Source organism: Streptomyces sp. NPDC052910, assembly GCF_055585605.1.
The window spans coordinates 91,890-118,474 of sequence record NZ_JBVJJR010000002.1 but is presented as its reverse complement, the minus strand read 5'-3'; the positions used below and the strand labels follow the sequence as shown (position 1 = coordinate 118,474).

The window sequence follows — 26,585 nt, the reverse complement described above, 5'->3', positions numbered from 1 at the left end:
GTCAGCGGGCGGGTGTCTCCCGCGCGCGGTCCACGTCCGGGCTCCGGTACCACCGCTCGGGGATGCTCGCCAGCCGCGACCCGTGGACCCGCGGCCCCAGCCCGTAGAACCGCTGGAAGCTCATGATCAGCGGCCGCCACGCGTCGGGATCCACATGGTCGTCCGTCCCCGGCAGCCGGATGTCGTCGTGGATGAACACCCGCCGCACCCGCACCTCGAACGCCACGATCGAGCCGCGCTGCCGCTCGTCGTCCTCGCCGACCGGGTGCACCGCCTCCAGCACCGCCTCCATGGCGACCGGACACTCCGCCACCCTCGGCGGGGCCACCGTCTCGGACGGCACCGGAGTGAGGCCCGCCCGGCCGAACTTGTCCGGCTCGTACCGGTAACCGCGCTCCGCCTTGCGCTCCGGCACCGGGTTCCGGCCCGTGGTCAGCGCGAGCCGGTCGACGTGGGCGGCCAGCGCGTCGGACGGCAGGTTGAGGACGCACTCCCGGGTCCGCGTCAGGTTCCGGCTCGTCTGCGCCCGGGCGGACAGCCCCAGCACGGCACGCCAGCCGAGCCAGAAGACCGACGACATGGGGGCGAGGTTGGGCGTGCCGTCCTCGTTCTCGGTGGAGAGCAGCACCACGGGGGTTCCGAAGTACAGGATGTTCGGTTCGACGCGCGTGTGCGTGGAGTTGATCGTGGTCACGGAGCCAGCCTGGTCCGGGCGGGCGGCGGTGTCCGGCGGAGATCGGACATCGTGTTCGGGGCGCACGCGGGGCGCGACCGCACGGACGGCGGTGACGGCGCGCCTTCCCGCGCGATCACATCGCGCGGTGCCGGACGGTCCCACCCCGTACCGGTACCGGGAGACACCTCCCGGCACGCCGGCGGACATGGCAGGGTGGCCCCCGGCACCGGGAGGAATCCATGAACCACGAAGAGCTCACCCGCCGTTTCGCCGAGCTGACCACCGCCCACGTCGCCGACGCCTGCGTCCGCGCCGGGGTCCCGGTGCGCGCCGCGCCCCCGGGCGTCCGCCCCCTCACCGCCGGCAGCCGCGTGGCCGGCCGGGCGTGCCCGGCGCGGCACGTCGGCAGCGTGGACGTCTTCCTGGAGGCGTACGCCACGGCCGCCCCCGGCGACGTGCTCGTCGTCGACAACGACGGGCGGCCGGACGAGGCGTGCGTCGGCGACCTGGCCGTCCTCGAGGCCTGGCAGGCGGGACTGAGCGGCGTCGTGATCTGGGGGCTGCACCGCGACACGGCGGACCTCCTGGCCATCGGCCTCCCGCTGTTCAGCCTGGGCGCCACCCCGCCGGGGCCCCGCCGCCTCGACCCCCGGCCGCCGGAAGCCCTGCGCTCCGCCGTGGTGGGGGAGTGGACCGTGGACCGGACGGACCTGGTCCTGGGCGACGACGACGGCGTGCTCTTCGTCCCCGCCGCCCGGGCCGGCGAACTCCTCGCCCTCGCCGCGGCGATCCGCGACACCGAACGGGAGCAGGCGGAACGGATGCGCTCCGGCGTCTCCCTGCGCGAGCAGGTCCACTTCGACGCCTACCTCACCCGCCGCCGGGACGATCCCGGCCTCACCTTCCGCGAACACCTGCGCACGGTGGGCGGGGCCATCGAGGAGTGACCGCCGCGCCGGCCCCGGCGCGGTCGAGGTGGCGGAGGCAGGGCGGCCGGGCCGGTGACACGGCCGGAGCGCCGCCCTGCCCGGCCCGCTACTCCCCGTCCTCGCCGGGGAGTTCGTCCACCGTCGGGTACGACGGCTGGGCCCCCGGCTTCGTCACCGCCGCCGCGCCGACCCGGACGGCGAACCGGACCGCGTCCGCCAGCGGCGCGCCGCCGGCCAGTCGGGCGGCGAGGGCTCCGGTGAAGGCGTCTCCGGCGCCCGTGGTGTCCACCGGGTCGACGGGGACGCCGGGGACGGTCACCGGATCGGTGTCGTCCGCGGCCAGGGCCAAAGCCCCGGCGCCGCCCAGGGTGACGACGACGGAACGGGCGCCGCGTTCGCGCAGCGCCCGCGCCCAGGCGGCCGGGTCGTCGGCGTCCGCCATGCCGGAGAGGTGGCGGGCCTCGTGCTCGTTGACCACCAGCGGGTCGGCCGCCGTCAGCAGCGCGCGGTCGAGCTCGGGCGGCACCGGGGACGGGTTGAGCACCACCCGGGTGCCGGTCTCCACCGCGAGGGCGGCGGCGGCCCGGACGGTCTCCGCGGGGATCTCCCACTGGAGCGAGACGACCGACGCCGCGGCGACGAGCGGCCGGGCCGCCGCCACGTCGTCCGGCGCGAGCAGGGAGTTGGCGCCGGGCGAGACGATGATGGTGTTGTCGCCGTCCGGCCCGACGACGATCATCGCCGTCCCCGTCCTGGCCCCCGGGACGACGCGGACGGGGGAGGTGTCGGCGCCGGCCGCCCGCTGGGCGTCCAGCAGCAGTCGCCCGTACGTGTCGTCGCCGACCCCGGCCAGCAGGGCGGTCCGGGCGCCGAGCCGGGCCGCCGCCGCGGCCTGGTTGGCGCCCTTGCCGCCGGCCGACTCCACCAGGTCCGTGCCGAGCACGGTCTCGCCGGGGCCGGGGCGCCGGTCCACCCGGACCGTCAGGTCGGCGTTGGCCGACCCGATCACCAGGACGTCGTACGTCCGGCCGCCGTCGTCGCTGTCGTTCCTCATCACGTCTCCGCTGTCCGTTCCTTCGTGTGCTCAGGCGCCCCGCGCGTCCATGGTCGCCTGACCCTCCCGTTGCCCCCTTCCCGGCTACGGCGGGATCAGACGGGTTCGAGCGGGATCAGACGGGACCGAGCGGGACCGAGCGGGATCAGGCCGGGCAGCCGCTCGGCCCCCTGCCCGCCCCGCACCCGAGGGCGGTCACCCACATGGCCCTACTCGGGTGCGTGCACGTGCGGCGCGCTCGACGGTGGGAGAACCACTGTCCGCTCCATTGGAGGGATCATGACCCAGGACCCCATCTCGAACGCCATCGACGCGGCCGCGAGCGTCCCCAAGGAAGCGATCCAGGGGCTGAAGGGCAACCCGGACACAGCGGGACTCGCGGACGACCTGGTCAGTATCTCCAAGTACACCAGCGCCCCGCAGTACTCCTCGCACAACTGGGGGTCCGCGGGCTGGAACAAGGCCACCGACGCCATACACCAGGAAGAGGACTGAGGGGGCCGAGCAGCCGGGGCAGGGCACCGTCGGACGGGCCCTGCCCTCCCCCTCCGGACGGGAGACCGCCCTCGTCTAGTCCAGCGCCGGCTCCGGGAGCGTCGCCGCCGCCAGGTACCGGGCCGCGTCGATCGCGTCGGACTCCTCAGTGAAGCGGCCGAAGCTCAGGCGGATACTGCCCCTGATGTGCTCCGGCGGGAGCCCGATCGCGCGGAGGACGTGCGAGGGCTCCTGCGCGGAGCTGTTGCAGGCCGAGCCCGTCGAGACGGCGAGGCCGGCGAGGCGCGGCAGGAGCTCCTGTGCGTCGACGCCCTCCAGGGACAGGTTGAGCGCGTGCGGCAGGAAGCCCGGGCCGGTGCCGCTGTTGAGCCGGAAGGGCGCCCCCGCGCCGGCCGCGAGCTCGGCCAGGAAGGTGTCGCGCAGCCGCTCCAGGCGGCGCGCCTCCTCCTCCCGCACCTCCTCGACGAGGGTGACCGCCACGCCGAGGCCGATGATGGCGGCCGTGTTGAGCGTGCCCGCCCGCAGGCCGCGTTCCTGGCCGCCGCCGTGCAGGAGCGGCGTCAAGGGCGCCGTGTCGCTGAGCCGGTTGCAGACGTAGAGGGCGCCGACGCCCTTGGGGCCGTAGATCTTGTGGCCGGAAAACGTCAGCAGGTCGACGCCGAGTTCCCGTACGTCCACGGCGAGCGAGCCGACTCCCTGGGTGGCGTCGCAGTGCAGCGGGACGCCCGCCTGACGCGTCACCCGGCCGATCTCCGCGATCGGCTGGATGGTGGCGATCTCGTTGTTCGCGAGCATCACGGAGACCAGGACCGTGTCGTCGCGCAGACTGCCGGCCACCTGTTCCGCCGTGACCCGCCCCTGCGCGTCGACCGGCAGGACGGTCACCGAATAGCCCGTGTCACGAAGGTACGCGCAGGTGTCGAGCACCGATTTGTGTTCGGTCGCCGTGGTGACGATATGGCCGCCGGGACATCGTCCGGCCATTCCCTTGATCGCGATATTGTTCGCCTCCGTGGCCCCGGAGGTGAAGTAGATCTCGCTGCGCGCCCCTCCGATGAACCGGGCGACCGCGCTCCGGGCCCGTTCGACCTCGCGGAAGGCGCGGACTCCCGCGGCGTGCGGGCTGGCGGGGTTGGCGAAGAACTGCGTGTAGGCGTTCCGCATGGCTTCCATGACCGCGGGGTCCATGGGCGTGGTGGCCTGGTGGTCGAGGTAGATGGTGTGCATGGAGAAAGTTCCCTTGGCTCGCCGGGGTTACGTGCCGGACTCAGAAATCACGCGCGGACAGGACCATGTCGACCACGTTGGCGCACGACGGGTCGGCGAAGACGAGAACGATCTCGTCGGTGGGCGCCGCGTGGCTCCGCAGGTAGATCTCGGCGCCCTTGGTGACCTTCTCCTTGTCCGCGAACGAGTTGATGTCGATGACGTACGCGCGGGAGCAGTCGGAGAACTGGCGCAGCCGGGCGAAGTACCGGGCGAAGTACTCGTTGACTATCAACGGGCAGCGCGGGACCACGTATCCGTCCTTGACCACCCCGGCGAGGACCTTCTCGTACTGGCGTGACCGGTAGTGGACGTCATCGCCGTCCCGGACGAACCTCGGGTCCGCGGACGGGTCCTTGAGCCACTTCTTCATCGACCGGACGGCACGGTTGCGCAGGGTCCGTTCACGGGTGACGGTGAAGGTGATCCCGGCGGTGGCGGCGGCAGCGGTGAGCGGGGTGAGGTCGAACTCCTCCGGCGCCGCCGCGGCCGAGGGCACGGAGCACACGTCGGTGCCGCAGGCCATTCCGAGATCATTGTGAATGACGTCGTAGAGCACCTTGTTGCCGCGGTGGCGGTAACGGGCCGCGGCGCCCAACGAGTGGGCCAGGGCGAAGGAGTTGCGGGAGAATTCCCCGATGCCTCCGGCGGACTCGAAGTAACCTCCGGCGATGAGCGTCGCGGAACGCTGCTTACGGCTGATGTGGTCGAGGACCGGACCGATGCGGTCGTCGTCGACGACCTGCGCGGTCCGTTCGGGCAGGTGGGTGGCCGGCATGGTGTGGCCCTTCTCTATGAGTCGTTCGCCGATTCGTCGGCGAACGGGGTGTGAGGGGACGGCGCGTCGGTCGCGTGAGGCGTCGGCGCGCCGGTGACGAGGGTGTCGACGGCGCCGCCGACGTGACTGCCCGCGGGGAGGCGGCCCGCTTCCGCGGCGCTCCCCGGCTCCGGTACGGGGACGGGCGGTCCGGCCCGGTTCCCCCAGTTCGCGGCGACGGCCGCCACCACCACGCACAGCACCGCCGCCCACTGGGGGACGGAGAGCGCCTCGCCCAGCACGACGAGGCCCACCAGCACCGCGATCACCGGCTCCAGCGTGCTGAGCACGGCGAACACCCGGGGCGGCATCCGGCGCAGCGCGACGAACTCCAACGAGAACGGCACCGCCGTGGACAGCACGGCGACCGCGAACGCCACCGTCAGGACCCAGGGTTCGAGCAGCACGCCCACCGGCGGCAGCCCGAGCACGAAGGAGCCGGGCAGGGCGACGACGGACGCCACCGCCATGCCCGCCGCCAGCCCGGCACCGCCCGACGTGGCCCGGCTGACCGCCGAGCCCAGCAGGATGTAGCCGGTCAGCGCCAGGCTGGTGAGGAGGGCCGCGAGCACGCCCACGGGGTCGGACCCCGCGTGGCCGCCGCCCAGGATGACCAGTCCGGTCCCGGCGAGCAGGACCCAGAGCACGTCGACTGTCTTGCGCGAACCGAGGAGGGCGAGGAGGAGCGGTCCGGCGTACTCCAGCGTGACCACGACTCCGAGCGAGAGCCGCGAGGTCGCCTCGTAGAAGGAGAGCTGCATCACCGCGAGCACCGCCCCGTACGGCAGCAGCAACCGCCAGTGGGCGCGCAGCAGTCGCGGTGTCGGGCGGAAGAAGAGGCAGAGCAGCGCGGCCGCGATCAGCAGGCGCAGCAGGGTGGCACCGGCCGGTCCGGTGCGCTCGAAGAGCTGCTTGGCGAAGGCCGAGCCGAACTGGAGGCTCACCATTCCGGCCAGCAGCATGAACGGCGCGGGAACGAGCCCCGACAAGCCGGCCGGACTGGCCCTCGCCGCACGGAGGGCCTCGACCCCGGGTAAGAACTTCCTGGCTGTGGTGGCCTCGGTCATGAACTGTGCGCTCCGACTGTGGTGGAGGACGGGACCGGTCGCGCCCCCGAGCGGCCGAGGGGCGAGGGGCCAAGAGACGTTCCGAGGCCGGACCTTGCTTGCTGACGCTGCACTGCTCGGCCTCCGATGCCCACCCGGGATGCGGTCGGCCGTCGGCAGCAGCCTCAGCCGGTCCATTGGTCTTATGGATCATCGTGAACACTAGTTCCCTTGTCGCGAAGTAGCCATCACAACCAGCCGACATGTCGGCAATCGATCGTTTGGCGACGACGGTGCGGGTGTGTCCCGACGGTCCCGGGCCGCGCATGCTTTCGGTCAGTTGTCCGACCCCGGAGAGGCTCCGCCTACCGCCGCGTCCCGGAGCGACCGCCGCTTCGGCGCGGGGCTCCCGCACGGTCGCGCCGGCGGTCCGTGCGCTTTGTCCGACCTGCGCAAGGGCGAGTTCGCGCGGCGGCGCCGCACCGTCCTGAGCGGAGAACCCGGCCGTCGGGAGACGAGGTGTCCGGGGCGGGCACCGGGAACACCGGCCCGCTGGCGTGAATGCGGCGACCGTCTTCACCGGGTTCGCACGCGGGTTGACAGGAAGATTGGCCAATCCTAGAGTCGCAAATCTGTGAATGCTAAATGAAGTGGTTTTTCGCTGTTTGCGGTCCGGTCGGCATGCGGCCGCGGCCGGAAAGCCGTTCACAGGAGAGCGCTTTTCGTCGAGGCGAAGGGGAACGGCGGATGAAGAAAGTGCTCCTCACGACCGCCCCGAAGGAGGCTCTGGTCGAGATCGACGGGGTCGGGGGAAACTGGTACGACCGCACCGACACCTATATGGCCTGGACCTGCGCGGTGGACCTGGAGGACCGGCTTTCCGTCACCTGCCCGCCGACCGGGCTCCGTTTCATCAAGCACAATGTGCCGGACGTCGAGATCCTCGAGTACCCGACCTGGGACGAGTACCTCGCCGCCCTGCGGTCCGAGACCTGGGACATGGTCGGCATCAGTTTCTACACCTGGTCGACGCCGGTCGCCATCGAGATGGCCAAGATCGCGCGCGAGGCCGGTGTGCGGGAGATATGGGCCGGCAACTACGGAGTCCTTTCCCCCGGAATCGACCCGTACTTCACCAGGAAGATCAAGGGCGCGGGCGAGGCGCCGATCCACCAGTACGTCTACGACGCGCCGCTGCCCCGGGTGCGGCACCCGGCCATGCTCGGCGAGAGCGGCTTCCGCGGGATGAAATCCCCGGTCGGCTATCTGTATTCGAAACGCGGCTGCAATATCGGCTGTACCTTCTGTTCGACCCCGATATTCAACCCCAAAGAAGAAGCCATCTTCATGGAGGACACGTACGCGGCGCTGGACGCGTACCGGGAGGCGAACGTCGCTCACGTCATCATCTACGACGAGAGTTTCTTCCTCACCAACAAACTGGCCGAGCAGGTCGTGGACGCGCTGGCCGAGCGCGAACTCCCCTGGATCTGCCTGACCCGGGCCGACCTGATCCGCGGGCGCATACCCGAGCTGACCGACCGCTACATGGACGGTGCGATCGTCGGCATCGAGTCCTACCGGGACAAGAACGTCGCCGACGTGAAGAAACGCGATGACGTCTACAACGTGCGGCAGACGGTCCGCGAACTGATCGACAACGGCCGCCGGGCGCTCGGCACGTTCATGGTCGGGTTCGCCGAGGACAGCATCGACGACATGAAGTACGACATCGAGCAACTGAGCGACGAGGGGCTGTTCGCCTGTCAGTTGACGCTGCTGACCCCGTTCCACGGCACCCGCCTCTACCGGCAGATGGAACACCTCATCGACGAGCCGGACCTCAGCAAGCACGACCTGTACAACCTGGTGTGGAAGCACCCGAAGATGAACCGCAGCGAGGCCCGTGACCTGCTCGCCTGGGCACAGCGCCGGGTCAACGACCCCGAGCGCATCGCCGCCACGCTCAAGAAGGAGATGAAGGCGAAGGTCCGCAAGGAGCTCGCGCGCCGCCGGGACACGGCACCGCTGAGCCCGTCGGGAACCGCCTCATGAAAAGCCTCGACATCCTCTGCGTCCAGCTTGGATTCCACGAGGCGTACCCCGACGCGTCCACCCTGGCGACGACCTACAACGACGGCATCTACTACGTCGCGTCGTTCGTCCAGGAGGAGTTCCCGGACGCGCGGGTGGAGATGTGTCAGATGTTCTGGGGGGAGAAGCCGGAGGACTTCCCCCTCGGCAGCTACGACTACATCATGATCTCCGCGCTGGCCACCCACTTCTGGTCCAACATCGAGACGCTCGAACTGATCCGGCGCGCCAAACGCCTCGACTGCGTGGTCATCATGGGCGGACCGCACGCCGCGTTCGCGCCCTACGAGGCCCTCCGCTACGCGGACTACGCCGTGATCGCCGAAGGCGAGATCCCCGCCGTCCAGCTCATCAGGACACTGGAGGCCGGCGACCCCGTCACCGACGTCGACAACCTGGCCTACATCGGCCCCGGCGGCGAGCTCACCCTGAACAAGGTCGCCCGCTACGGGAGTCTCGACACCGCGATCAACCCGAAGTTCCTGAAGAACGCGCCGAAGCTGCACTGGGCCACGGTCTCGATGTCGCGCGGCTGCCCGTTCGCCTGTTCCTTCTGCTACGCGATCCGCCTGCTCGGCCGGCGTTTCCGCACCAAGACGGCGCAGGACGTACGGAGCGAGCTGGACGCCATCCACCGGCAGACCGGATGCAACCGCTTCTACGTCACGGATCTCAATTTCACGACGCGCAAGGACTACTGCCGCGAGATCGCCGAGACGTTCCGGGACCGCGACTACAAGTTCATCGCCATGAGCCGGGTCAACCACGCCGACGACATGGACCTGGTCCTCGACCTCAAACGGTCCGGCTTCGAGGAATACTGCCTGGGCGTGGAATCCGAGGACGCCGGTGTCCTCCAGGCGTTCAACAAGCGGGTCGACCCCTCCGAACAGACCCGGCGCCTGCTGCGCTTCGCCGAGAACGACATCGCCATCCACTCCGCGATCATCTTCGGACTCGACGTCCAGGACCGGAAGGCGATCGAGGCCACCGCGTACTGGTGCGCCGAAGCCCGCATCATGCATCCGGTGTTCGTGTGCCTCGCCGAATACCCTTTCCAGAACATGCTGTTCGGAGCGCGCCAGGACATCGAGGACCACCGGATCATCATGGAGGTCCCGACCTACCAGCACTACTCGTTCGTCGGCATCTTCCCGCGCCATATGCGCCCCAGCGACCTGCAGCGCGGCATCCTCGACAGCTACGACATCTTCTTCAAGCGGGCGTTCGAGATCGAGACGCGGCCCCAGCGGCGGGCCCGCCTCAAGGCGTACGCGCGCAGCGTCGACCGCGGCCGTGCCGGGATGCGACAGCACATCCACTTCCTGGAGGGGTTGGAGAAGCCGTACTACACCGCCTCCGGGACCCTGCGGGAGGACGCGCTGAAGGCCGACTTCGACGCGCGCCACGGGGAGCTCCGGGAGTGGCTCGCGCGCTCCTCCAAGGGCTCCGACGTGGAATTCGTGAAGAGATACGCCCGATGACGGGGGACTTCCGCGCGGAGACCGTCATCGACGCGTTGCTCGACAGCGCCGCACGGACCCCCGACCGGCCCGCCTTCCGGGTGATCGAGAGGTCCGACGAAGAGTTCACCCTCACCTACGCGGACGTCTGCCGCCTCGTCGGCCGGACCGCGGCCGGGCTCCGGGCACACGGAATCCGGGAGGGTGACCGCGTCGTCGTCGTGCTGCCCACCTCACGGGACTTCCTCTCCGTCTACCTGGGCTGTCTGTACGCCGGCGTCGTACCGGTCGTCGCGGCGGAGCCGGCCGGCGGCCACGCCCATGACGCGATGCCTGTGCGCGACCTCGCCGAACAGGCGCGGGCCGGCAGGATCATCGCCGCCCCCGGCGCGGCGGACGCGCTGGCGTCCTTCGTGCCGGTCCCGGTCATCACGCCCGACACCCTGTACGGAGTACCCGCCGCGCTCGACGCGCCACGGGCCGCTCCCGCCTCGCTCGCCCACCTCCAGGCGACCTCCGGATCGACCGGAACCCCCAAACTCGCCGTGATCCGGCACGGCAACATCGTCGCCAACGTCCGGGCCATCGCCGAGGCGATCCGCGCGCGCCCCACCGACTCCCTGGTGAGCTGGCTTCCCCTGTTCCACGACATGGGCCTCATCGGCATCTCCTACGCGCTCCACGCCCGCATTCCGATGGTGCTGGCGGATCCGCTCACCTTCCTGCGGAATCCCCTGTCGTGGCTGCGCTGGATCAGCCGCCACCGGGGCACCCTTTCGCCCGCGCCCAGCTCCGCGTTCCACATCTGCGCCCGAGTCGCCCGGCGGCGGCCTCCCGACGATCTCGACCTGTCCTCCTGGCGGGTCGCCCTCTGCGGTGCGGAGCCGGTGCACGAGGCCACACTCCGCGAATTCCAGGCGGCCTTCGGCCCGTTCGGCCTGTCCGAGACGACGCTGAGGCCCGTCTACGGGCTCGCGGAGGCGACCCTCGCGGCCACCATCTCGGACGTCGGCCGCCCCTACTCGGTCGACCACGTGGACGCGCGGGCCGTCGCGGCCGGGGAACGCGCCGAGCCCCGCCCGGCCGACGATCCGCGCAGCGTGAGCATGATGTGCGTGGGCCCGGCGGTCCCCGGCCACCGGTTGCGGGTGGTCGGTCCGGACGGAACGCCGCTGCCGGATCGCGCCATCGGCGAGATCGAGGTGGCCGGCCCCAGCCTGATCGACGGCTACCTCGCGGAACGGGACGCCTCCGCCACCGCGATCGGCACCGCCCCCCGAACCGGCACCGTCACTGGCACAGCCACCGAAGCCGCCACCGGCTCCCGAACCGGCCCGGCCGACGAGGGGCTCAAACGACCGGACGGTTATCTCCGCACCGGCGATCTCGGCTATCGGCTCGACGGGGAACTGTACGTCACCGGCCGCCGCAAGGAGATCGTGATCATCTCCGGTCGCAACTACATTCCCGACCAGATCGAGAGATTCGTCGAAACCGTCGTGGACAGCCCGCGCGTCCCCGCGGCCGTGGCGGTCGGCGTCCCCGATCCGACGCTGCACACCGAGCAGTTGCACCTCCTTCTCGACGAGCGCATCGGTGAGGGCCGCGACCGCCGGCACATCGCAGACCAGGTGCGTGCCGCACTGGCCGAGGCCTTCGGAATCGGCGGCGTCACCGTCCACTGGATACGGCGGGCGCAGCTCCCCCGGACGACCAGCGGCAAGATCCGGCGCCATCTCTGCCGGCAGATCATCGAGGACCGCTCGGCCCGCCCTCCCGCGGACACGGCCGACAGCGGCACCACCCGTTCCGACGTACCGACGAGCCGACGGGCATGACCTTCGGAGGAGTGCACCCCATGCAGGACGAGAAGCAGGACCAGGAGCTTTTCGAGAAGATCGTCGCGCACATCGCGGAGTTCGTCGAGACCGACGTATCCCACCTGACCCCGCAGTCGAACATCGCCACCTCCATCGAAGGCATGAGTTCGCTGAAGATGGTCGAGCTGCTGCTCTTCCTGGAGGACTGCTTCGGCGTCGACTTCGACGAGTCCGTCATCGACCGGCTGCAGACCATGCGGGACCTCGAACAGTACATACGGCAGGCGATGGAATCGGCGGGGCAGCAAGTCTGAGACGGCCGCCGAAGTGCCGCGACACCGCGTGGCGGTCACCGGGATGGGGGTGATCTGCCCGCTCGGCGCGACGGTCGACGAGATGTGGCGGGGGCTCGTCACCGGACGCTCGGGAATCGGTCCACTGACACGCTTCGACCCCGGCCGGTTCCACCGTGCCCACGCGGGAGAGGTCGACGACTCCGCCGTCACGTTCGCCCCCGGCCCGTTCGCGTTCGAGATCGCCCGCATGAGTGCCTTCGTGCGGTACGCGCTGTTCGCCGCCGACCGGGCGCTCGAGGACAGCGGCCTCGCCGAGGCCGCGGCCGACGAGGCGAGGGCGGGAGCCGCACCGCACCGCCGCCACCCGCCGGGCGGCGGGGTCTACGTCGGTGTGGCCATGGGAGGGCTGCCCAGCATCGAAGCGGGCGTGCTGCGGCAGGAACGGCAGGGAGTACGGAAGACCAGCCCCTTCCTGATCCCCTCCCTCATTCCCAACATGGCGGCGAGCGTGATCGCCCTGCGCCACGGCATCGAGGAGGAACAGGTCACGATCGCCGGTGCCTGCGCGAGCGGCTGCCAGGCGGTCGGCCAGGCGATGCGCGCGATCCGGTCCGGTGCTCGCACCTGGGCGATCGCCGGCGGGACGGAGGCGGTCATCACTCCGATCACGTACTCCGGCTTCCAGGCGATGAGGGTGCTCAGCCGTCACGACGACCCGGCGACCGCATCCCGCCCGTTCGACCGGTCCCGGGACGGGATCGTCGTCGGCGAGGCGGCCGCCGTCTTCGTCCTGGAGAACCGCGCGCATGCCGAAGCACGCGGCGCGGTGATCCACGGCGAACTGACCGGCTTCGCCTCCGACAGCGGTGGCGACGGTCTCACGGACATCTCGACGCGTCACGTCGTACGCTGCATGACCGGGGCGGTCGCCGACGCCGCGGTCGCGCCGGACGCGATCGACTGCGTGTTCGCCCAGGCATCCGGCATGGTGCAGGGCGATGCCGCCGAACTCGACGCGCTGCGCGCACTCACCGAGGACACGGGTGGGAGGCCGGTCGTCACATCGCTCAAGGGACACACGGGCTACACGTTCGCCGCGAACGGCCCGCTGAACCTCGCCGCTGCCCTCATGGCCCTTCGCCACCAGGCCGTTCCCCCCACGTTGAACCTCAAGGAGACCGACCCCGAGTTCGCCAAGGTCGACATCGCCCGAGAGACGCGGGAGACGCGGGTACGACACTGTCTGGTCAACGCGTTCGGGTTCGGCGGGATCAACGCCGGCATCGTCGTCTCCCCGGCATGACCCTGCCGGCACGCAGAAAGGAGCACTGTGTCCACGCACTTCGAGAAGCTCGTCCGTTGCTGTATGAACTGCAAGATCTCCCGGTTCCTGGACAAGACCATCGAGATCGAGGAGGCCGGGCTCGCGCGGGTCGGCATCCCCTTCCACAGCGACCTCACCCAGAACGCGGACTTCCTGCACGCCGCCCTGATGTTCGAGGTCGGTGACACGGCCGGGTTCGTGGCGGCCAACTCGATGGAGGAGACCTTCAGCGTCCTGACGATCGACTACCACATCAACCTGATCCGACCGGTCCGGAAAGAGGGAATCCACGCGGTCGGCACGGTGGTGACCGCGGGAAAGACGATCTACGTCGCGCGCAGCGACATCTACAGCGACAGTGGCAAGCTGGTGGCGGCGGGGCAGGGGACGTACACGGTGTCGAAGATCCCGCTCACCGACCTCGAGGGCTACGACGACTGATCGGCGACCGGAGGGCGCGGGGAGAGGCGCTCCCACTGCTGGAGCCGCCCCGCGCGCCGACGCGGGCTTCCGGCTCCGTATCGGCCAAACGGACAAGGACCGACGAGTGATTGACGTAACCGATCATGAAGGCATAGCCATCCTGACCCTGAACCATGGGCCGGTGAACGCACTCGACCGGGAACTGCTCACGCAGCTCCCCGACACCCTGGCGGCCGTCGGCGACGCCCGCGCGGTCGTACTGACCGGGAGCGGACGGTCGTTCTCGGCGGGGGTGGACCTCAAACGGGTGGCCGACGGCGGGCCGGGCTACGTCGAAGCCTTCCTCCCCGCCCTGCACCGTGCCACGCTCGCCCTCTTCGACCATCCGAGGCCGACGCTGGCAGCGGTCAACGGGCACGCCCTGGCCGGCGGATGCGTGCTCGCCGCCGCCTGTGACATGCGGCTGATGTCCGGCGGTTCCATCGGGCTCACCGAACTCGCCGCCGGAGTGCCCTTCCCCACGGTCTGCCTGGAGGTCGTCCGTCATGCCGTCGGCCCGGCACTCGACGCCATGGTGCTGGGGGCCGGCCGGCTGACGCCCGACAAGGCCCTCTCGATCGGCCTGGTGCACGAGCTCGTCGAGCCGGAACACCTGCTCACCGCCGCGCTGCTGCGGGCCGAGGAGCTGTGCCGCGCCCCGTCGGACGTCTACGCCCTGTCCAAGCGGCAGCTCCACCGGCCCACCCACCAGCGGGCCCGCGCCGCCCAGCCGTTGGACCACGGCGAGATACTGCGGATCTGGGGCTCCGAGCGCACCGGCCGGATCCTGCGCGGGTACCTGGCATCCCTGCGCCTGGGCCGGCAGCGGGACGCCTGAGGAGCGCCGGGCCACGGCACGCCCGGTACCGTCCGGTCGGGGAGTTTCCCCTGATGAGAAGGGCTTCTCCCATGAGAGGGGAGTGACCCAGGCCACGGTGATCTTATGTTCGGGGATCGCGTTCTCTGCCCGACTTGTCAGCTTCCCAGGGAGACGATCTCCGTTACGCTCCGCGTCGTCGACCACTTTGGGTGACCGAGGAGGCCGACTTTCCTGTCCCAGAGAGGCCACGGATCCCCCACGAAGGGGCCCGGACCGGAAGTTGGAGAAACGCATGCGACGACGCATGGCCGCAATCGCCGTGAGCGCGCTGCTGGCGGGCGGCACGGCCGCCATGACTCTGCCCGCCCAGACCGCCGCCGCGGCGGGACACGTCACCTGCCACCCGGCGCAACTGCGCCAGCAGATAGCCCAGTTGAAGAACAAGGCGGCCGTGCAGAAGCGCCAAGGCCGGCGCGAGGCGGCCCGCCGGACCCTGGCGCAGGCGGACGCCCTGCAGCGGAAGCTCCACATGTGCGTCAAGGCGGACGAGGACGCGTCCAAGCGCTTCCCGCGCTGAATGGCACCCCTCCCGCGGTGACGGATCGCGTCGCCCCGGAAGGGCATTCAGGGGCGGCCGTCACGCGTGTACGCGCGCGACGGCCGCCCCGTGCGCCCCGGGCCGGCCGTCTCCCCCCCAGCACCGCCACCTGCCGGAGCGCACTCCGCCGCTCCGCGCCGTGCGAGCGTGCCCCGCACGCCGGGCGCGGCGCCGCCCGGCGCACGCGGGAACCCACCCCCATGCTCCGGTCGCCCGGAAGCGCCGATCCCACCGACGTCTGACGGGAGACCCGGCGGGTAGTGCGGACCTGTCCGGTATCCGCGCGCCCGCAGCACACGACGGGGGGTCTCATGAACGGCACGACGGGCTCCGCACCGCCCGGCTCGCCCCCCGACCCGTCCCCCGACCCGTCCCCCGGTCCGTCCCCCGGACCGGAGGAGACGACCAGCGGGACGACGCCGGGACTCGACGGCCTCATGCGGATCGCCATGGGTTTCATGGCCTCCAAGGTCCTGCTCGTCGCCGCCCGCCTCGACCTCTTCACCGTCTTGTCCGAAGGGCCTCTGGACGCCGAAGCGTTGGGCGACCGGCTCGGTCTCCACCCGCGGGCCTCCCGCGACTTCTTCGACGCCCTCGTCGCACTCGGACTCCTGGACCGGTCCGCCGGCGCCTATGCCAACACCCCCGCCGCGGTACGCCACCTGGTGCGCGGCGGCCCGGCCTGCGTCGCGGGGTTCCTGGAGATGACCGACAGCGCGGTGTACGGCCTGTGGGGCCGCCTGGAGACGGCGCTGCGCACGGGCGCCCCGCAGAACGGGATCACCGACGGCGAGGACGGCATCTACGCCGCGCTCTACCGGGACCCGGACCGCCTCGCCCTCTTCCAGCGGGCCATGACCGGCCTCTCCACCGGCTCCGCCCACGCCCTCGCCGAGGCGGTCGACTGGTCCCGGCACCACACCGTCGCCGACGTCGGCTGCGCCGAGGGAGCCGTGCTGACCCATCTGCTCCGGCGCCACCCCCACCTGCGGGGGACCGGCTTCGACCTGCCGGCCGTGGAGGCGGGGTTCCGGCGCCGGGCGGAGGAGGCCGGTCTCACGGACCGGCTGGCCTTCACCGCGGGCGACTTCTTCACGGACCCCTTGCCCCGGGCGGATGTCGTCGTCCTCGGCCACGTCCTGAGCGGATTCGCCCCCGCCCGGGCCGGGACGCTGCTGCGCAAGGCGTACGAGGCGCTCCCGGACGGCGGACTGGTCGTCGTCCACGAGACGCTGCTCGACGACGACCGCCGGGAGAACGTCCAAGGGCTCCTCATGAGCCTCACCATGCTTCTGGAGACGCCCGGCGGAGGCGTGTTCACCGGCGCCACGTGCCGGCGCCGGCTGTCCGAGGCCGGCTTCCGGGACATCCGGGTACGGCACCTGTCCGGCCCCGAGTCGATGGTGGTGGGCGTCAGGTGAGCGCGGGCACGGCCGGGTGGCGGCCCGCCGGAGCGGCCGGCGGACGGACGAGCGGGACGGAACCGCGTCGCGTACCGGTGCGGCGGGCCTCCCGCCGGGGAAGAGAGGAAACATGATCTCCGCATCCGCAGTGGCCGTCGCCCTCCTGGCGCTGGTGCCCGCCGTCGGCACCGGCTCCGGATCCGACGCCGTCACCGTCGCCGGTACCTTCCGTACGCGCGCGGGCGGTACCGCCGTCACCTACGCGCCCGACGCCGTGCCCGGGGGCGCCCGGGTCCGGGTGGCGGAGCGCCCCGCGCAGGGCGGGGGCACCCGGTTCGAACTGCGGCTCGGGGGGCTGCCGGCCGGCCGGACGTTCGGGGCGCACGTGCACCGTCAGCGCTGCGGGCCGAAGCCCGAGGACGCGGGCCCGCACTACCAGAACGTGCAGGACCCGGTGCAGCCCTCGGTCGACCCCGCCTACGCCCACCCCCGGAACGAGGTGTGGCTCGACGTCACCACCGACGCCCGCGGCGCCGCCCGCGCCGTGGCGACCGTGGCCTGGCGCGTCCGCCCGGGGGAGGCCCGTTCGCTGGTCCTCCACGAACACGCCACCGACACCCGTGCCGGCCACGCGGGAACGGCGGGGGCACGGCTCGCCTGCGTCACGGTGCCCTTCGGGACGGCACGCTGACCCCGGTCGGCCGCCCGGGCCGGGCCCGAGACCCGGCGGAAGAGCGGGACCCGGCGCAAGGGCGAGATCCCGCGGAAGAGCGGACGGTCACGGTCCGGAGCCCGCCCGGCCGGACGGCTGGGACGCCGGACGGGCTCCGGACCGCGCGTCACGCGGCGTGCCGGCGGTGGCGACCGCCGCGCTCGCCGGAGGCGCCGGACGAGACCGGCGCCTCGGAGGGGAGATCCGGTACGACGCTGAGATGGCGTTTCGCCGACGCCCGTTCGGACGTACTCGCGTCGGGCGTACCCGTGCCGGGTGCACGCACCTCACCCAGCAGGCGGTCCTCGTACCCCGCGAGAGCGAAGATGAGTCCGAGGAGCAGGGGAGGGATGAGCAGGGCGGTGAAAACCACGGGGGACTCCTTCCCGGAAGGCCGTCCCTGCCCGTGTTGCCGCCCTCGCCGCCCGGAAACCCCACACCCCCCGGACCCCACGGCCCGGTCCGCCATACGGACGGAACACCCCTCACCCGCGCGGGCGCTGCGGGCGGACCGCGATGATGTCGGACGGCGTACCGGCGAGCCCGTGCCCGTCGGCGCCGACCCGGCCCCTACCGCGCCGCGGGCCGTCCGACGGTGCCTCGGCGCGGGCGGGACGGCTAGCGCGGGGTGGTGTCGTCGGCCGTGAACGGGCCGCCGTGGCCCGGCACGATCAGGTCCGCCGCGGCCAGCACCCGCAGCCGGGAGGCGCGCAGCACCTCGCGGTCCGGGGCCACCGGGTCGTCCGCCGGTCCGCCCGCGTGCCACCACAGGTCGCCGGCGAAGGCCACCACGCCCGCTTCCGTGCCCGCCAGCAGGGTGATGTCCTCCGCGCTGTGGCCGGGGGTGCGGATCAGCCGCAGCGACGGGGTGAGTTCGTATCCCTCCGCGTCCCGGTTCGTCCAGTGGTTGCCCAGGTACTCCACCTTGTGGTCGTGCACCCGGGCCCGCCGGAAGAGGCCCACGTTCATGGTGTTGTCCGGGTGGTGGTGGCTGAGCACCACGTCGGTGATGTCGTCGGGGCCGAGTCCCAGCTCCGCGAGCGGGACGAGGATGTCGTCGTGGCTCGCCACCATGCCCGGGTCGAAGATCACGTGCCGTCCCGCGTCGGATACGTAGGAGACCGTGGCGGCGACCCCGGGGCCGGTGGAGCCCACATAGCCGGTGGTCAGGACCTTGTACGCGGCACTGCGGCCGAGCGGTGCGTCTGTCATGTCCTTGATCCTGTCGATCTTGAGGGCGGCGCACGAGTGGCATGGATGCCACTCATCGCAGGATTCGTGCCACGTGTGCCACACTGGCGCCCGTGCCGCCCTTCCGTACCGTCGCCGCGTACGTCCCTCCCGGCGTCGGCATGCTCGCCGTCGGCGTCGTCACCGAGGTGTTCGGCCCCCACGGAGCGGCGCTGCCCGGTTTCGACGTCGCCCTGTGCACGGACCGGCCGGGCCCGGTGCCCACGGACTGCGGAGTACCCCTCTCGATCGAGCACGGACTGACCCGGCTCGCCACCGCCGACCTGGTCATCGCCCTGCCCGGGGCCGCGTTCCGCACCCCGCCCGCCCCCGCCGTACTCGACGCGCTGCGGGCCGCGCACGGACGCGGGGCGCTGGTCACGGCCCACTGCGTCGGCACGTTCGCGCTCGCCGCCGCCGGACTGCTCGACGGCCACCGGGCCACCACACACTGGCGGTTCGCCGAACTCCTCGCCGGCCGCCACCCGGAGGTCACCGTGGAACCCGACGCGCTCTACATCGACGAGGGCAGCATCGTCACGGGCGCCGGAGCCGCCGCGGGCTTCGACCTGTGCCTCCACCTGCTGCGGCGGGAACACGGCGCCGCGCTGGCCAACGCCGTCGCCCGGGACATGGTGCTGCCCTCCCACCGCGACGGGGGACAGGCCCAGTACCTCGCCTCGCCGGTCCCGGAGGACGGCAAGGACGAACGGCTCGCCGAAGTCCTCGGCTGGGCCCGCGAACACCTGCACCAGCCACTGCCCGTCGCCGCGCTGGCCCAGCGCGCGCTGATGAGCAAACGCTCCTTCGCCCGCCGCTTCACCGCCGCGACCGGCACCACCCCGCACGCCTGGCTGCGCGGCCTGCGGCTGAGCAGAGCCGAGGAACTCCTGGAGACCACGGACCTTCCCGTCGAGGAGATCGCCCGCCGGGTCGGTTACGGCAGCGCGGCCGTGCTGCGCGAACAGTTCGTGCGGCGCCGGGGAGTCCCGCCCCGCTCGTACCGGCGCGCCTTCACCAGCACGCCGTAACGGGCCGGGCCCCGCACCGCGGCCGACGCGGACCGCTGCCAGGCCACGGGAAGGAGGCGAGCCGGTGACCGACGCCCCGTTCCCGACTCCCGTCCTCGCCGACAGGGCCCCACCGCGCCGACGGCACCGGCCGAGACGATCGCGGCGGGCCACCGGAGGCGCGGCGGGCGCGCGGACGGAGAGCGCGGCGCGGTCGTTCCGGCAGCCGAGGGGGCGGAGACGCGGGACAAGAGGGCGCGGCACGGGCAGCAGGTGGTCAGTGCGCCGTGAGCCCGCCGTCGACCACGAGCTCCGAGCCTGTGACGAACGAGGAGTCGTCACAGGCGAGGAAGAGGATGGCCGACGCGACCTCGTCGGCGCGGCCGGCCCGGCGCATCGGGGTGCGCCGGATGTCAGGCTGCTCGTCGCCCTGCTCGTCGAGCACGTCCTGGATCATCGGGGTGGCGATCACGCCGGGGTGCACCGAGTTGACGCGGACTCCTCGTCGCGCGTACTCGACCGCGGCCGTCTTGCTCAGCAGCCGCACCGCGCCCTTGGACGCCTGATAGGCCGCGGCCGCGCCGCTCCCCACCAGCCCGAGCACCGACGACGTGTTGACCACCGACGCATTGCCGCTCGCGCGCAGCAGCGGCATCGCCGCCTTCATGCCGAGCCAGGTGCCCTTCTGGTTCACGTCGATGACGCGGTCCCACACCTCCTCCCTGGTGTCCTCGACACCCGGCCAGTCCACGATGCCGGCCAGGTTCACCAGCACGTCCAGCGTCGTGAACCGGTCGCGTACGACACCGATCACCTCGTCCCACTCCTGTGCCGAGGAGACGTCGAGGCGGGCGGGAACGACCTCCTCGCCGCCGGCCTCCAGCCGGCCGGCCAGGCCCCGGAGCGGACCTTCGGCGACATCGGTGATCACCAACCGGGCGCCCTCCCGGGCGAAGAGTTCGGCGGTCGCCGTGCCGATGCCGCCGGTCGCCCCGGTGATCAGGGCGGTTTTGCCCTCAAGCCGGCGTCCCGGTCGTCGTTCCGTCATGGCAACGGTCCTTTCCATGGGGGGGCGGCCACCGGGCCGGTGCCCGTGCGGCGCGGTGGTGCTCCGCCGAGTCTGCGCGGACCGGCGGGGTGCGGCCAGGACGTGTGCTGCCTGGGTGCACCATACCCGGGCAGCACACCGGGCCGCCGCCTAGCCTGAGGGCATGGACGACAACCGACTGGGGGAATTCCTGCGCGCGCGCCGCGCCGGGCTGCTGCCGGGGGACGTCGGCATGGTGAGCCACGGCGTCCGCAGGGTCACCGGACTGCGCCGCGAAGAGGTGGCCGTCCTGGCCGGGATGAACGCCGACTACTACACGCGCCTGGAGCAGGGACGCGAACGCCACCCCTCACCGCAGGTACTCGCCGCCCTCGGCCGTGCGCTGCGCCTGGACACGGACGCCCAGGCCCACTTGTACCGACTGGCCGGGGCCGCGCCCACCGACCCTCCCACCCACCGCGGCACCGAGCGGATCAGCCCCGCACTGCGTCAGTTGCTGGACGGCCATACCCGCACTCCTGCGTTCGTGATGAACCGCAACCTCGATCTCCTGGCCGTCAACTACCTGGCCGACGCGCTCTACTCCCCCTTCGCCCCGGCCGACAACCTGGCCCGGATGACCTTCCTCGACCCGGCGGGCCGGTCCTTCCACACGGACTGGCAGAGAGCGGCCGAGGCCGCCGTCGCCCACCTGCGCCAGGCGGCCGGCTTCGACCCCGACGACCCCCGGCTACGTGGACTCCTGAGCACGCTCACCGAGCACAGCGCCGAGTTCAGGCGCCTGTGGGGCGCGCACGCCGTGCGCGGCAAGACCCAGGACATCAAGCACTTCCGTCATCCGGACGTCGGCCCCCTCGCGCTGACCTACCAGTCCTTCGACGTCCGTGCGGCGCCGGGGCTGCAACTCGTCATCTACCACGCCGCACCGGGCAGCCCCGGCGCTCACGCCCTCGACCTCCTCGGCTCCCTGCACGCCACCCGGCGGCGGGCCGGGTGACCAGTACCGCTCGGCGGTCCGCCGCGGACACGGTCGCCGTCTCCGCCGGCGTGTCCGTCGACGGCCGGGCGGTCCCGTTTTCGTCCCTCGCCCACCTGCCGGCGCGCGAGGCCCGCGCCCGGTGGGTCGTACCGCTGTACCGTGACGTGACGTCAGCTTGCCAAGTCCTCAAGTCCCGAGGGGGCGTGCCATGCCTGTACGGATCGGAACGTGGTGGCGGGGCGCGGCCACGGCAGTCGCTCTGCTTGTCCTGCCCATGGGCGCGGTCACCGGCTGTACCTCGGACCGCGCGGCGGACGCTGCGCCGACGACCGCGCCCGAGACCGCGGGCGTGCCGACGGTCACACCGAGCCCGGCCGGTCCTAAGCCCGCCGCGCCCAGTACCGCGAAGGTGCCGACGGTCACACCGAGCCCGGCCGGTCCGAAGCCCACCGCTTCGGGTTCACCCGGCGCACCCGGTGCGTCCCCGGCGGCCGGAAGGCTGCGCTTCGCCCCGGACTTCTGCAAGGAAAACCTCATCGACGGTGATGTGCACCGAGTGCTCCAGGTGCATGGTGGTGAGGTCCATCCGAACGGTCTCCGCGTGGTCGGGGCACGCGGGACGAAGCTCACGTGCGGGCCCGACGTCGACAACGGCGGCTACTTCGAGACGGACTTGCCTCTGGGGCCCTACTACGTCGCCGCGCACGTCACCGTCAGGCTGCTGGCAGGCAACACGACGACGCGGCGGATGGAGCTGAAGTCCGCCGACTGGGAAACGCTGGTGAGAGTCCTGCGTAGCTGCCAGAAATCGGAGGCGCCCGCGCCGTACCTGTGCAGCCCGTTCTTCTACGTCACCATCGACGACGAGAAGGGCGGCGTCATCACCGACTTCACCGCCATCTTCCAATCCTGAGCCGTGCCCCGCAGCAGAGGGACGGGGCGCGGGAGCCGAGTGTCACGGATGCGCCTTGGGGCGCCACGTCCCCTCGTCGGATTCCGGGGCCTCGGCGCGCTCCCCGGCGCCCGCCTCGGCCGCTTCGACGAGTTCCCGGTGGCTCGCGTTGCTGTAACGCGGGGCTTGCCAGCGTGCGTTGTCGAACTCCTCGTGTCCGCTCCAGCCGGCGGCGGCCTGGCACAGGTGCCTCCAGCCGAAGTACATCTCCCGCGCGACCTGCTGCTCGGGTACGGGGTACTCGTGCCGGAGTTCGACATCGCGCCAGGCGATCACATAGTCCTGGAGCTCCAGGCCGTTCATGGCGACGAGGTGGGCGAAGCCGAGGGCGGCCGCGTGTTCGTCGGTGCCTGCCGGATGGCGGTCGGCCACCTCCTGCAACCGTCGTTTGAGGAACTCCTTGAGCGCGACCACGTCCGCTTCGGTCAAGTCGTCGCTGTAGACGAGCGCTTCGCGGGGCGCGGTTCCGGCGTCCTGCGTCATGGTGATCCCCTCCCTGGCCATGGGCGTCGACGCCCCGGCGCGATCCCGCCGCGGCACGAGCCGTCTGTCCCCCGCATCCTGCCACTGTCGGCCAGGACGTACGGGCCGAACCTTGGCCAAAGCCCCTGTCCCCCGAAGGGGAACGTTTGTGCCATGCGCACTCGGCTTCGCCGGGTACGGCCGGGGGAGGGGCGGCCGGCCCCGCCGGGTGGAGAGCGGTGTGCCCGGCATGATCTCGCCGGTCTCGGGGAGGACAATAGCCAGCGCCGATACATCACCAATCAACCGGCAAAGGTCTGAAATGAGCAAGAAGAGTATGCGTGCGGTCACCCAGGACGCCCTCGGCGGACCGGACGTCCTCCGGGTGAGCGAGGTCGAGAGGCCGGAGCCCGGGGTCGGGGAGATCCTGGTCCGGGTCCGTGCGGCCGGTGTCAATCCCATCGACCTCAAGACCCGCGCGTCCGGCATGTTCCTCGGTGAGCCCCCGTTCGTCCTCGGCTGGGACGTGTCCGGGGTGGTGGAGGCGGTCGGTCTCGGCGTGCGCCTTTTCGAGGTCGGTGACGAGGTGTACGGCATGCCGTCGTTCCCGGCGCAGGCGGGCGCCTACGCCGCATACGTGGCCGCCCCGGCCCGGCACTTCGCCCACAAGCCCGCACGGCTCGGCCACGCCGAGGCCGCCGCCCTGCCGCTGGCCGCTCTGACCGCCCGGCAGGCCCTGGTGGACGTGGGCCGTGTCGGCCCGGGCCGGCGGGTCCTGATCCACGCCGCGGCCGGCGGCGTCGGCCACCTCGCCGTCCAGATCGCGAAGGCCCACGGCGCCCACGTCATCGGCACCGCCCGCGCCGCGCGGCACGACGCGCTCCGCGAGCTGGGAGCGGACGAACTGGTCGACTACACGCGGACGGACGTCAACGCCACCGTCCGGGACGTCGACTTCGTCCTCGACACCCTCGGCGGCCGGAACACGTCCGCCACTCTGGCCACCCTGAACCACGGCGGCACGCTCGTCTCACTGCCCGGGCCCGAGGAGAACGCGGTGGTGCCCGAAGCCGCCGCGCGCGGCATCAGGGCGGGATTCATGCTCGTGGAACCGGACCGCGCCGGGCTCCTGGCGATCACCGAGCTGGTCGAGGCCGGTTCCCTGCGCCCAGTCGTCGAAAAGGAGCTTCCGCTGGAAGAGGCCGCCGACGCACACCGCCTGGCCGAGCGCGGCGGCAACCTCGGGAAGATCGTCCTCACCGTCGCCTGACCCCGCCGTCGCCTGAATCCCGCCGTCACCTGAAATCCCGCCGCCGGAGGGACCCCGCCCCGCCGGAGGGACCCCGCCCCGCCGGAGGGACCCCGCCCCGTCGGAGGGACCCCGCCGCGTACACCCGCTGCCGGGGCGGCGGGCGGGACCGGCCGTCAGGACGCCGACAGCGAGCCCGCCACCTCGCCCAGTGCCTCCAGGACCGGGCGGATCAGCGGATGCCGCTCCGCGCCCCGGCGGACCGCCGCGAAGACGCGGCGGGTCGGGGTGACGCCCTCGACCGGGCGGACGACGACGTCCTTGAGGTTCATGCCCGACAGCGCGGAGCGCGGGACGAGAGCCACGCCGGCACCCGCGCCGGCGAGGGCGGCGACGGCCCGGAAATCGTCGGAGGAGTGCGCCAACCGGGGCTGGAATCCGGCCAGTTCGCAGGCGAGGACGGTCATGTCATGGCACGGGTTGCCGGGGTAGGGGGCGATCCAGTCGCTGTCGGCGAGCTCGTCGAGGCGGACGTGCGGCTCGCCGGCCAGCGGGTGGGAGGTGTGCAGTACCGCGTCGAACGGCTCGGCGTAGAGCGGGACGCGGACCAGCCGCAGGTCGTCCTCGCGCGGCGCGCCCCGGTACTCGACGGCCAGGGCGACGTCCGCCACCCCGTCCATGACCAGCGGCAGGCTCTCGTCGCCCTCGGCGTCGCGGACCCGGAGCCGGATGCCCGGGTGGCGTCCGGCGAGGAGGGCGATCACCGGCGCCAGCACCTCCGCGATGCCGGTGGCGAAGGCGGCGACGGTGAGCTCGCCCGCCGTGCCGTCGGCGTAGGCGGCCAGCTCGGCCTCGGCCCGTTCGAGCTGGGCGACCACCCGGTGGGCGTGGCCGAGCAGGATCTCACCCGCGGGGGTGAGCCGCACCCCCCGGCCGCTGCGGGTCAGCAGTACGTGCCCGGTCTCCTGCTCCAGGGCGGCCAACTGCTGGGAGACGGCGGACGGGGTGAGGTACAGCGCCGCGGCCGCGGCGGTCACCGTACGGTGGTCCGCCACGGCCCGCAGGACGCGCAGTCGCCGGGGGTCGATCACCCGGCCATTTTGCCAGGTCCGGCCGCACCTCCGGCTCCGCGATCAGCCCTTGAGCGCCGCGCGCGCGTCGACGAACGCGGTGACGGCCCGCTCGACGTCCTCCGTCGAGTGCGCGGCCGACAACTGGACGCGGATCCGGGCCGCCCCCATCGGGACCACCGGGTACGAGAAGCCGATGACGTACACGCCGCGCTCCAGCAGCAGCTCGGCCATCCGGCCCGCCTCGGCCGCGTCGCCGATCATGACCGGGGCGATCGGGTGGTCGCCGGGCAGGATCTCGAAGCCCTCCTCGGTCATCCGCCGGCGGAACAGGGCCGTGTTGGCGTTGAGCCGGTCGCGCAGGTCGCCGGCGGACTCCAGCAGGTCGAGGACCTTGAGGGAGGCGGCGGCGATGACCGGGGCGAGGGAGTTCGAGAAGAGGTAGGGGCGCGAGCGCTGCCGCAGCAGGGCCACGATCTCGGCTCGGGCCGCGACGTAGCCGCCGGACGCGCCGCCGAGGGCCTTGCCGAGGGTGCCGGTGATGATGTCCACCCGGTCCATGACGCCGTGCAGCTCGGGCGTGCCGCGACCGCCGGGGCCGACGAAGCCGACGGCGTGCGAGTCGTCCACCATGACCATCGCGTCGTAGCGGTCGGCCAGGTCGCAGATCTCGCGGAGCGGGGCGACGTAGCCGTCCATGGAGAACACGCCGTCGGTGACGATCAGGCGGCGGCGGGCGTCCTGGGTGTCCTGGAGCTGCTTCTCCAGGTCGGCCAGGTCGCGGTTGGCGTAGCGGTGGCGGCGGGCCTTGCAGAGGCGGATGCCGTCGATGATGCTGGCGTGGTTGAGGGCGTCGGAGATGACGGCGTCCTCGGGGCCGAGCAGGGTCTCGAAGACACCGCCGTTGGCGTCGAAGCAGGAGGAGTAGAGGATCGTGTCCTCCTGGCCGAGGAACGCCGACAGCCGCGCCTCCAGCTCCTTGTGGACGTCCTGCGTGCCGCAGATGAAGCGGACCGACGCCATGCCGTAGCCCCAGCGGTCCAGGGCGTCCTTGGCGGCGGTGACGACCTCGGGGTGGTCGGCGAGGCCGAGGTAGTTGTTGGCGCAGAAGTTGAGGACGTCACCCGGGGTGCCGCCGCCGGTGACGCTGACGGAGGCGCTCTGCGGCGTGCCGATCACACGTTCCGGCTTGAAGAGACCGGCTTCGCGGATCTCGTCGAGCGTGGCGCGGAGGTCGTCGCGGACGGAGTCGAACATCGGGGAAAAGCTCCTAGGGAGAGACGGGCGGCCGGAGAGCGCCGGTCGGTCAG

General features: G+C 72.0%; 27 protein-coding genes. 16 read left to right on the top strand and 11 right to left on the bottom strand.

Annotated features, from left to right (window positions below):
• Position 1 precedes the first annotated feature (1 nt).
• Positions 2-694: a flavin reductase family protein gene (locus tag ACZ6X9_RS06310; protein WP_469776780.1), complete on the bottom strand. Its 693-nt coding sequence runs from the start codon at positions 692-694 to the stop codon at positions 2-4.
• A 221-nt stretch (positions 695-915) separates the two neighbouring features.
• Between ACZ6X9_RS06310 and ACZ6X9_RS06305 the strand changes: the two genes are divergently transcribed.
• Complete coding sequence (locus tag ACZ6X9_RS06305; protein WP_469776779.1) at positions 916-1,623, top strand: RraA family protein; 708 nt, start codon at positions 916-918, stop codon at positions 1,621-1,623.
• Between the two features lie 88 nt (positions 1,624-1,711).
• Here the strand turns inward: ACZ6X9_RS06305 and ACZ6X9_RS06300 are convergent, their stop codons facing one another.
• Positions 1,712-2,659 carry a ribokinase gene (locus ACZ6X9_RS06300; protein WP_469776778.1) on the bottom strand — a complete coding sequence of 316 codons (948 nt, stop codon included), beginning with the start codon at positions 2,657-2,659 and terminating at the stop codon, positions 1,712-1,714.
• A gap of 279 nt (positions 2,660-2,938) precedes the next feature.
• Here ACZ6X9_RS06300 and ACZ6X9_RS06295 point away from each other — a divergent pair, with 279 nt between their 5' ends.
• Positions 2,939-3,154 carry a hypothetical protein gene (locus tag ACZ6X9_RS06295; RefSeq protein ID WP_469776777.1) on the top strand — a complete coding sequence of 72 codons (216 nt, stop codon included), beginning with the start codon at positions 2,939-2,941 and terminating at the stop codon, positions 3,152-3,154.
• 75 nt (positions 3,155-3,229) lie between these two features.
• Here the strand turns inward: ACZ6X9_RS06295 and ACZ6X9_RS06290 are convergent, their stop codons facing one another.
• Genes ACZ6X9_RS06290 through ACZ6X9_RS06280 form a run of 3 tightly spaced genes read right to left on the bottom strand, consistent with a single transcriptional unit; the run spans position 3,230 to position 6,226 of the window.
• The gene (locus ACZ6X9_RS06290; protein WP_469776776.1) at positions 3,230-4,381 is read right to left on the bottom strand and encodes a cysteine desulfurase family protein; all 1,152 of its coding nucleotides are present in this window, start codon (positions 4,379-4,381) and stop codon (positions 3,230-3,232) included.
• Between the two features lie 40 nt (positions 4,382-4,421).
• Complete coding sequence (locus ACZ6X9_RS06285; protein WP_469776775.1) at positions 4,422-5,198, bottom strand: hypothetical protein; 777 nt, start codon at positions 5,196-5,198, stop codon at positions 4,422-4,424.
• Between the two features lie 14 nt (positions 5,199-5,212).
• A complete protein-coding gene (locus tag ACZ6X9_RS06280) occupies positions 5,213-6,226 on the bottom strand; it encodes an EamA family transporter (RefSeq protein ID WP_469776774.1) in 1,014 nt (337 codons plus the stop codon).
• An 804-nt stretch (positions 6,227-7,030) separates the two neighbouring features.
• Between ACZ6X9_RS06280 and ACZ6X9_RS06275 the strand changes: the two genes are divergently transcribed.
• The 10 genes from ACZ6X9_RS06275 to ACZ6X9_RS06230 all read left to right on the top strand — a co-directional run bounded on the left by ACZ6X9_RS06275 (position 7,031) and on the right by ACZ6X9_RS06230 (position 17,254).
• Complete coding sequence (locus ACZ6X9_RS06275) at positions 7,031-8,338, top strand: B12-binding domain-containing radical SAM protein (protein WP_469776773.1); 1,308 nt, start codon at positions 7,031-7,033, stop codon at positions 8,336-8,338.
• A complete protein-coding gene (locus ACZ6X9_RS06270; RefSeq protein ID WP_469776772.1) occupies positions 8,335-9,861 on the top strand; it encodes a B12-binding domain-containing radical SAM protein in 1,527 nt (508 codons plus the stop codon). The genes ACZ6X9_RS06275 and ACZ6X9_RS06270 overlap by 4 nt, the downstream gene beginning before the upstream one ends.
• Positions 9,858-11,678, top strand: coding sequence for an AMP-binding protein (locus ACZ6X9_RS06265; RefSeq protein ID WP_469776771.1), 1,821 nt, complete (start codon positions 9,858-9,860; stop codon positions 11,676-11,678). The genes ACZ6X9_RS06270 and ACZ6X9_RS06265 overlap by 4 nt, the downstream gene beginning before the upstream one ends.
• A gap of 20 nt (positions 11,679-11,698) precedes the next feature.
• Positions 11,699-11,974 carry an acyl carrier protein gene (locus tag ACZ6X9_RS06260; protein WP_469776770.1) on the top strand — a complete coding sequence of 92 codons (276 nt, stop codon included), beginning with the start codon at positions 11,699-11,701 and terminating at the stop codon, positions 11,972-11,974.
• Positions 11,975-11,987: 13 nt separating this feature from the next.
• Positions 11,988-13,259, top strand: coding sequence for a beta-ketoacyl-[acyl-carrier-protein] synthase family protein (locus tag ACZ6X9_RS06255; RefSeq protein WP_469776769.1), 1,272 nt, complete (start codon positions 11,988-11,990; stop codon positions 13,257-13,259).
• Between the two features lie 27 nt (positions 13,260-13,286).
• The gene (locus ACZ6X9_RS06250; protein WP_469776768.1) at positions 13,287-13,721 is read left to right on the top strand and encodes a PaaI family thioesterase; all 435 of its coding nucleotides are present in this window, start codon (positions 13,287-13,289) and stop codon (positions 13,719-13,721) included.
• A complete protein-coding gene (locus ACZ6X9_RS06245; RefSeq protein WP_469776767.1) occupies positions 13,639-14,580 on the top strand; it encodes an enoyl-CoA hydratase/isomerase family protein in 942 nt (313 codons plus the stop codon). Before ACZ6X9_RS06250 ends, ACZ6X9_RS06245 begins: the two co-directional genes overlap by 83 nt.
• A gap of 274 nt (positions 14,581-14,854) precedes the next feature.
• Positions 14,855-15,139: a hypothetical protein gene (locus ACZ6X9_RS06240; RefSeq protein WP_469776766.1), complete on the top strand. Its 285-nt coding sequence runs from the start codon at positions 14,855-14,857 to the stop codon at positions 15,137-15,139.
• 332 nt (positions 15,140-15,471) lie between these two features.
• On the top strand, positions 15,472-16,581 hold the full coding sequence (locus ACZ6X9_RS06235; RefSeq protein ID WP_469776765.1) for a methyltransferase: 1,110 nt from the start codon (positions 15,472-15,474) through the stop codon (positions 16,579-16,581).
• Positions 16,582-16,693: 112 nt separating this feature from the next.
• Positions 16,694-17,254: a superoxide dismutase family protein gene (locus tag ACZ6X9_RS06230; protein WP_469776764.1), complete on the top strand. Its 561-nt coding sequence runs from the start codon at positions 16,694-16,696 to the stop codon at positions 17,252-17,254.
• 148 nt (positions 17,255-17,402) lie between these two features.
• Here ACZ6X9_RS06230 and ACZ6X9_RS06225 read toward each other — a convergent pair whose 3' ends face one another.
• Both ACZ6X9_RS06225 and ACZ6X9_RS06220 read right to left on the bottom strand, forming a co-directional pair.
• Positions 17,403-17,648: a hypothetical protein gene (locus tag ACZ6X9_RS06225; protein WP_469776763.1), complete on the bottom strand. Its 246-nt coding sequence runs from the start codon at positions 17,646-17,648 to the stop codon at positions 17,403-17,405.
• Positions 17,649-17,893: 245 nt separating this feature from the next.
• Entirely contained in the window at positions 17,894-18,487 is a 594-nt protein-coding gene (locus tag ACZ6X9_RS06220; protein ID WP_469776762.1) for an MBL fold metallo-hydrolase, read from the bottom strand.
• A gap of 140 nt (positions 18,488-18,627) precedes the next feature.
• Between ACZ6X9_RS06220 and ACZ6X9_RS06215 the strand changes: the two genes are divergently transcribed.
• A complete protein-coding gene (locus tag ACZ6X9_RS06215) occupies positions 18,628-19,536 on the top strand; it encodes a GlxA family transcriptional regulator (RefSeq protein ID WP_469777620.1) in 909 nt (302 codons plus the stop codon).
• A gap of 256 nt (positions 19,537-19,792) precedes the next feature.
• Here ACZ6X9_RS06215 and ACZ6X9_RS06210 read toward each other — a convergent pair whose 3' ends face one another.
• The gene (locus tag ACZ6X9_RS06210) at positions 19,793-20,563 is read right to left on the bottom strand and encodes an SDR family NAD(P)-dependent oxidoreductase (protein WP_469776761.1); all 771 of its coding nucleotides are present in this window, start codon (positions 20,561-20,563) and stop codon (positions 19,793-19,795) included.
• Between the two features lie 163 nt (positions 20,564-20,726).
• Between ACZ6X9_RS06210 and ACZ6X9_RS06205 the strand changes: the two genes are divergently transcribed.
• Together ACZ6X9_RS06205 and ACZ6X9_RS06200 are read left to right on the top strand one after the other, a co-directional pair.
• Complete coding sequence (locus tag ACZ6X9_RS06205; RefSeq protein WP_469776760.1) at positions 20,727-21,560, top strand: helix-turn-helix transcriptional regulator; 834 nt, start codon at positions 20,727-20,729, stop codon at positions 21,558-21,560.
• A gap of 583 nt (positions 21,561-22,143) precedes the next feature.
• On the top strand, positions 22,144-22,455 hold the full coding sequence (locus ACZ6X9_RS06200) for a hypothetical protein (RefSeq protein ID WP_469776759.1): 312 nt from the start codon (positions 22,144-22,146) through the stop codon (positions 22,453-22,455).
• 42 nt (positions 22,456-22,497) lie between these two features.
• Here ACZ6X9_RS06200 and ACZ6X9_RS06195 read toward each other — a convergent pair whose 3' ends face one another.
• A complete protein-coding gene (locus ACZ6X9_RS06195) occupies positions 22,498-22,977 on the bottom strand; it encodes a hypothetical protein (RefSeq protein WP_469776758.1) in 480 nt (159 codons plus the stop codon).
• A 301-nt stretch (positions 22,978-23,278) separates the two neighbouring features.
• Between ACZ6X9_RS06195 and ACZ6X9_RS06190 the strand changes: the two genes are divergently transcribed.
• Positions 23,279-24,226 carry an NADP-dependent oxidoreductase gene (locus ACZ6X9_RS06190; protein ID WP_469776757.1) on the top strand — a complete coding sequence of 316 codons (948 nt, stop codon included), beginning with the start codon at positions 23,279-23,281 and terminating at the stop codon, positions 24,224-24,226.
• A 155-nt stretch (positions 24,227-24,381) separates the two neighbouring features.
• On the opposite strand, the gene ACZ6X9_RS06185 is transcribed toward ACZ6X9_RS06190, so the two are convergent.
• Positions 24,382-25,296 (bottom strand): LysR family transcriptional regulator, encoded by a 915-nt coding sequence (locus ACZ6X9_RS06185; protein ID WP_469776756.1) that lies wholly within the window; start codon positions 25,294-25,296, stop codon positions 24,382-24,384.
• Positions 25,297-25,338: 42 nt separating this feature from the next.
• On the bottom strand, positions 25,339-26,532 hold the full coding sequence (locus tag ACZ6X9_RS06180; RefSeq protein WP_469776755.1) for a glycine C-acetyltransferase: 1,194 nt from the start codon (positions 26,530-26,532) through the stop codon (positions 25,339-25,341).
• Positions 26,533-26,585: the final 53 nt, after the last annotated feature.

Coding starts and splice junctions, on each gene's coding strand:
- ACZ6X9_RS06305 (WP_469776779.1), top strand. CDS start 916: ATGAACCACGAAGAGCTCACCCGCCGTTTCGCCGAGCTGACCACCGCC.
- ACZ6X9_RS06300 (WP_469776778.1), bottom strand. CDS start 2,659: ATGAGGAACGACAGCGACGACGGCGGCCGGACGTACGACGTCCTGGTG.
- ACZ6X9_RS06295 (WP_469776777.1), top strand. CDS start 2,939: ATGACCCAGGACCCCATCTCGAACGCCATCGACGCGGCCGCGAGCGTC.
- ACZ6X9_RS06290 (WP_469776776.1), bottom strand. CDS start 4,381: ATGCACACCATCTACCTCGACCACCAGGCCACCACGCCCATGGACCCC.
- ACZ6X9_RS06285 (WP_469776775.1), bottom strand. CDS start 5,198: ATGCCGGCCACCCACCTGCCCGAACGGACCGCGCAGGTCGTCGACGAC.
- ACZ6X9_RS06275 (WP_469776773.1), top strand. CDS start 7,031: ATGAAGAAAGTGCTCCTCACGACCGCCCCGAAGGAGGCTCTGGTCGAG.
- ACZ6X9_RS06270 (WP_469776772.1), top strand. CDS start 8,335: ATGAAAAGCCTCGACATCCTCTGCGTCCAGCTTGGATTCCACGAGGCG.
- ACZ6X9_RS06265 (WP_469776771.1), top strand. CDS start 9,858: ATGACGGGGGACTTCCGCGCGGAGACCGTCATCGACGCGTTGCTCGAC.
- ACZ6X9_RS06260 (WP_469776770.1), top strand. CDS start 11,699: ATGCAGGACGAGAAGCAGGACCAGGAGCTTTTCGAGAAGATCGTCGCG.
- ACZ6X9_RS06240 (WP_469776766.1), top strand. CDS start 14,855: ATGCGACGACGCATGGCCGCAATCGCCGTGAGCGCGCTGCTGGCGGGC.
- ACZ6X9_RS06235 (WP_469776765.1), top strand. CDS start 15,472: ATGAACGGCACGACGGGCTCCGCACCGCCCGGCTCGCCCCCCGACCCG.
- ACZ6X9_RS06230 (WP_469776764.1), top strand. CDS start 16,694: ATGATCTCCGCATCCGCAGTGGCCGTCGCCCTCCTGGCGCTGGTGCCC.
- ACZ6X9_RS06220 (WP_469776762.1), bottom strand. CDS start 18,487: ATGACAGACGCACCGCTCGGCCGCAGTGCCGCGTACAAGGTCCTGACC.
- ACZ6X9_RS06215 (WP_469777620.1), top strand. CDS start 18,628: ATGCTCGCCGTCGGCGTCGTCACCGAGGTGTTCGGCCCCCACGGAGCG.
- ACZ6X9_RS06210 (WP_469776761.1), bottom strand. CDS start 20,563: ATGACGGAACGACGACCGGGACGCCGGCTTGAGGGCAAAACCGCCCTG.
- ACZ6X9_RS06205 (WP_469776760.1), top strand. CDS start 20,727: ATGGACGACAACCGACTGGGGGAATTCCTGCGCGCGCGCCGCGCCGGG.
- ACZ6X9_RS06195 (WP_469776758.1), bottom strand. CDS start 22,977: ATGACGCAGGACGCCGGAACCGCGCCCCGCGAAGCGCTCGTCTACAGC.
- ACZ6X9_RS06190 (WP_469776757.1), top strand. CDS start 23,279: ATGAGCAAGAAGAGTATGCGTGCGGTCACCCAGGACGCCCTCGGCGGA.
- ACZ6X9_RS06180 (WP_469776755.1), bottom strand. CDS start 26,532: ATGTTCGACTCCGTCCGCGACGACCTCCGCGCCACGCTCGACGAGATC.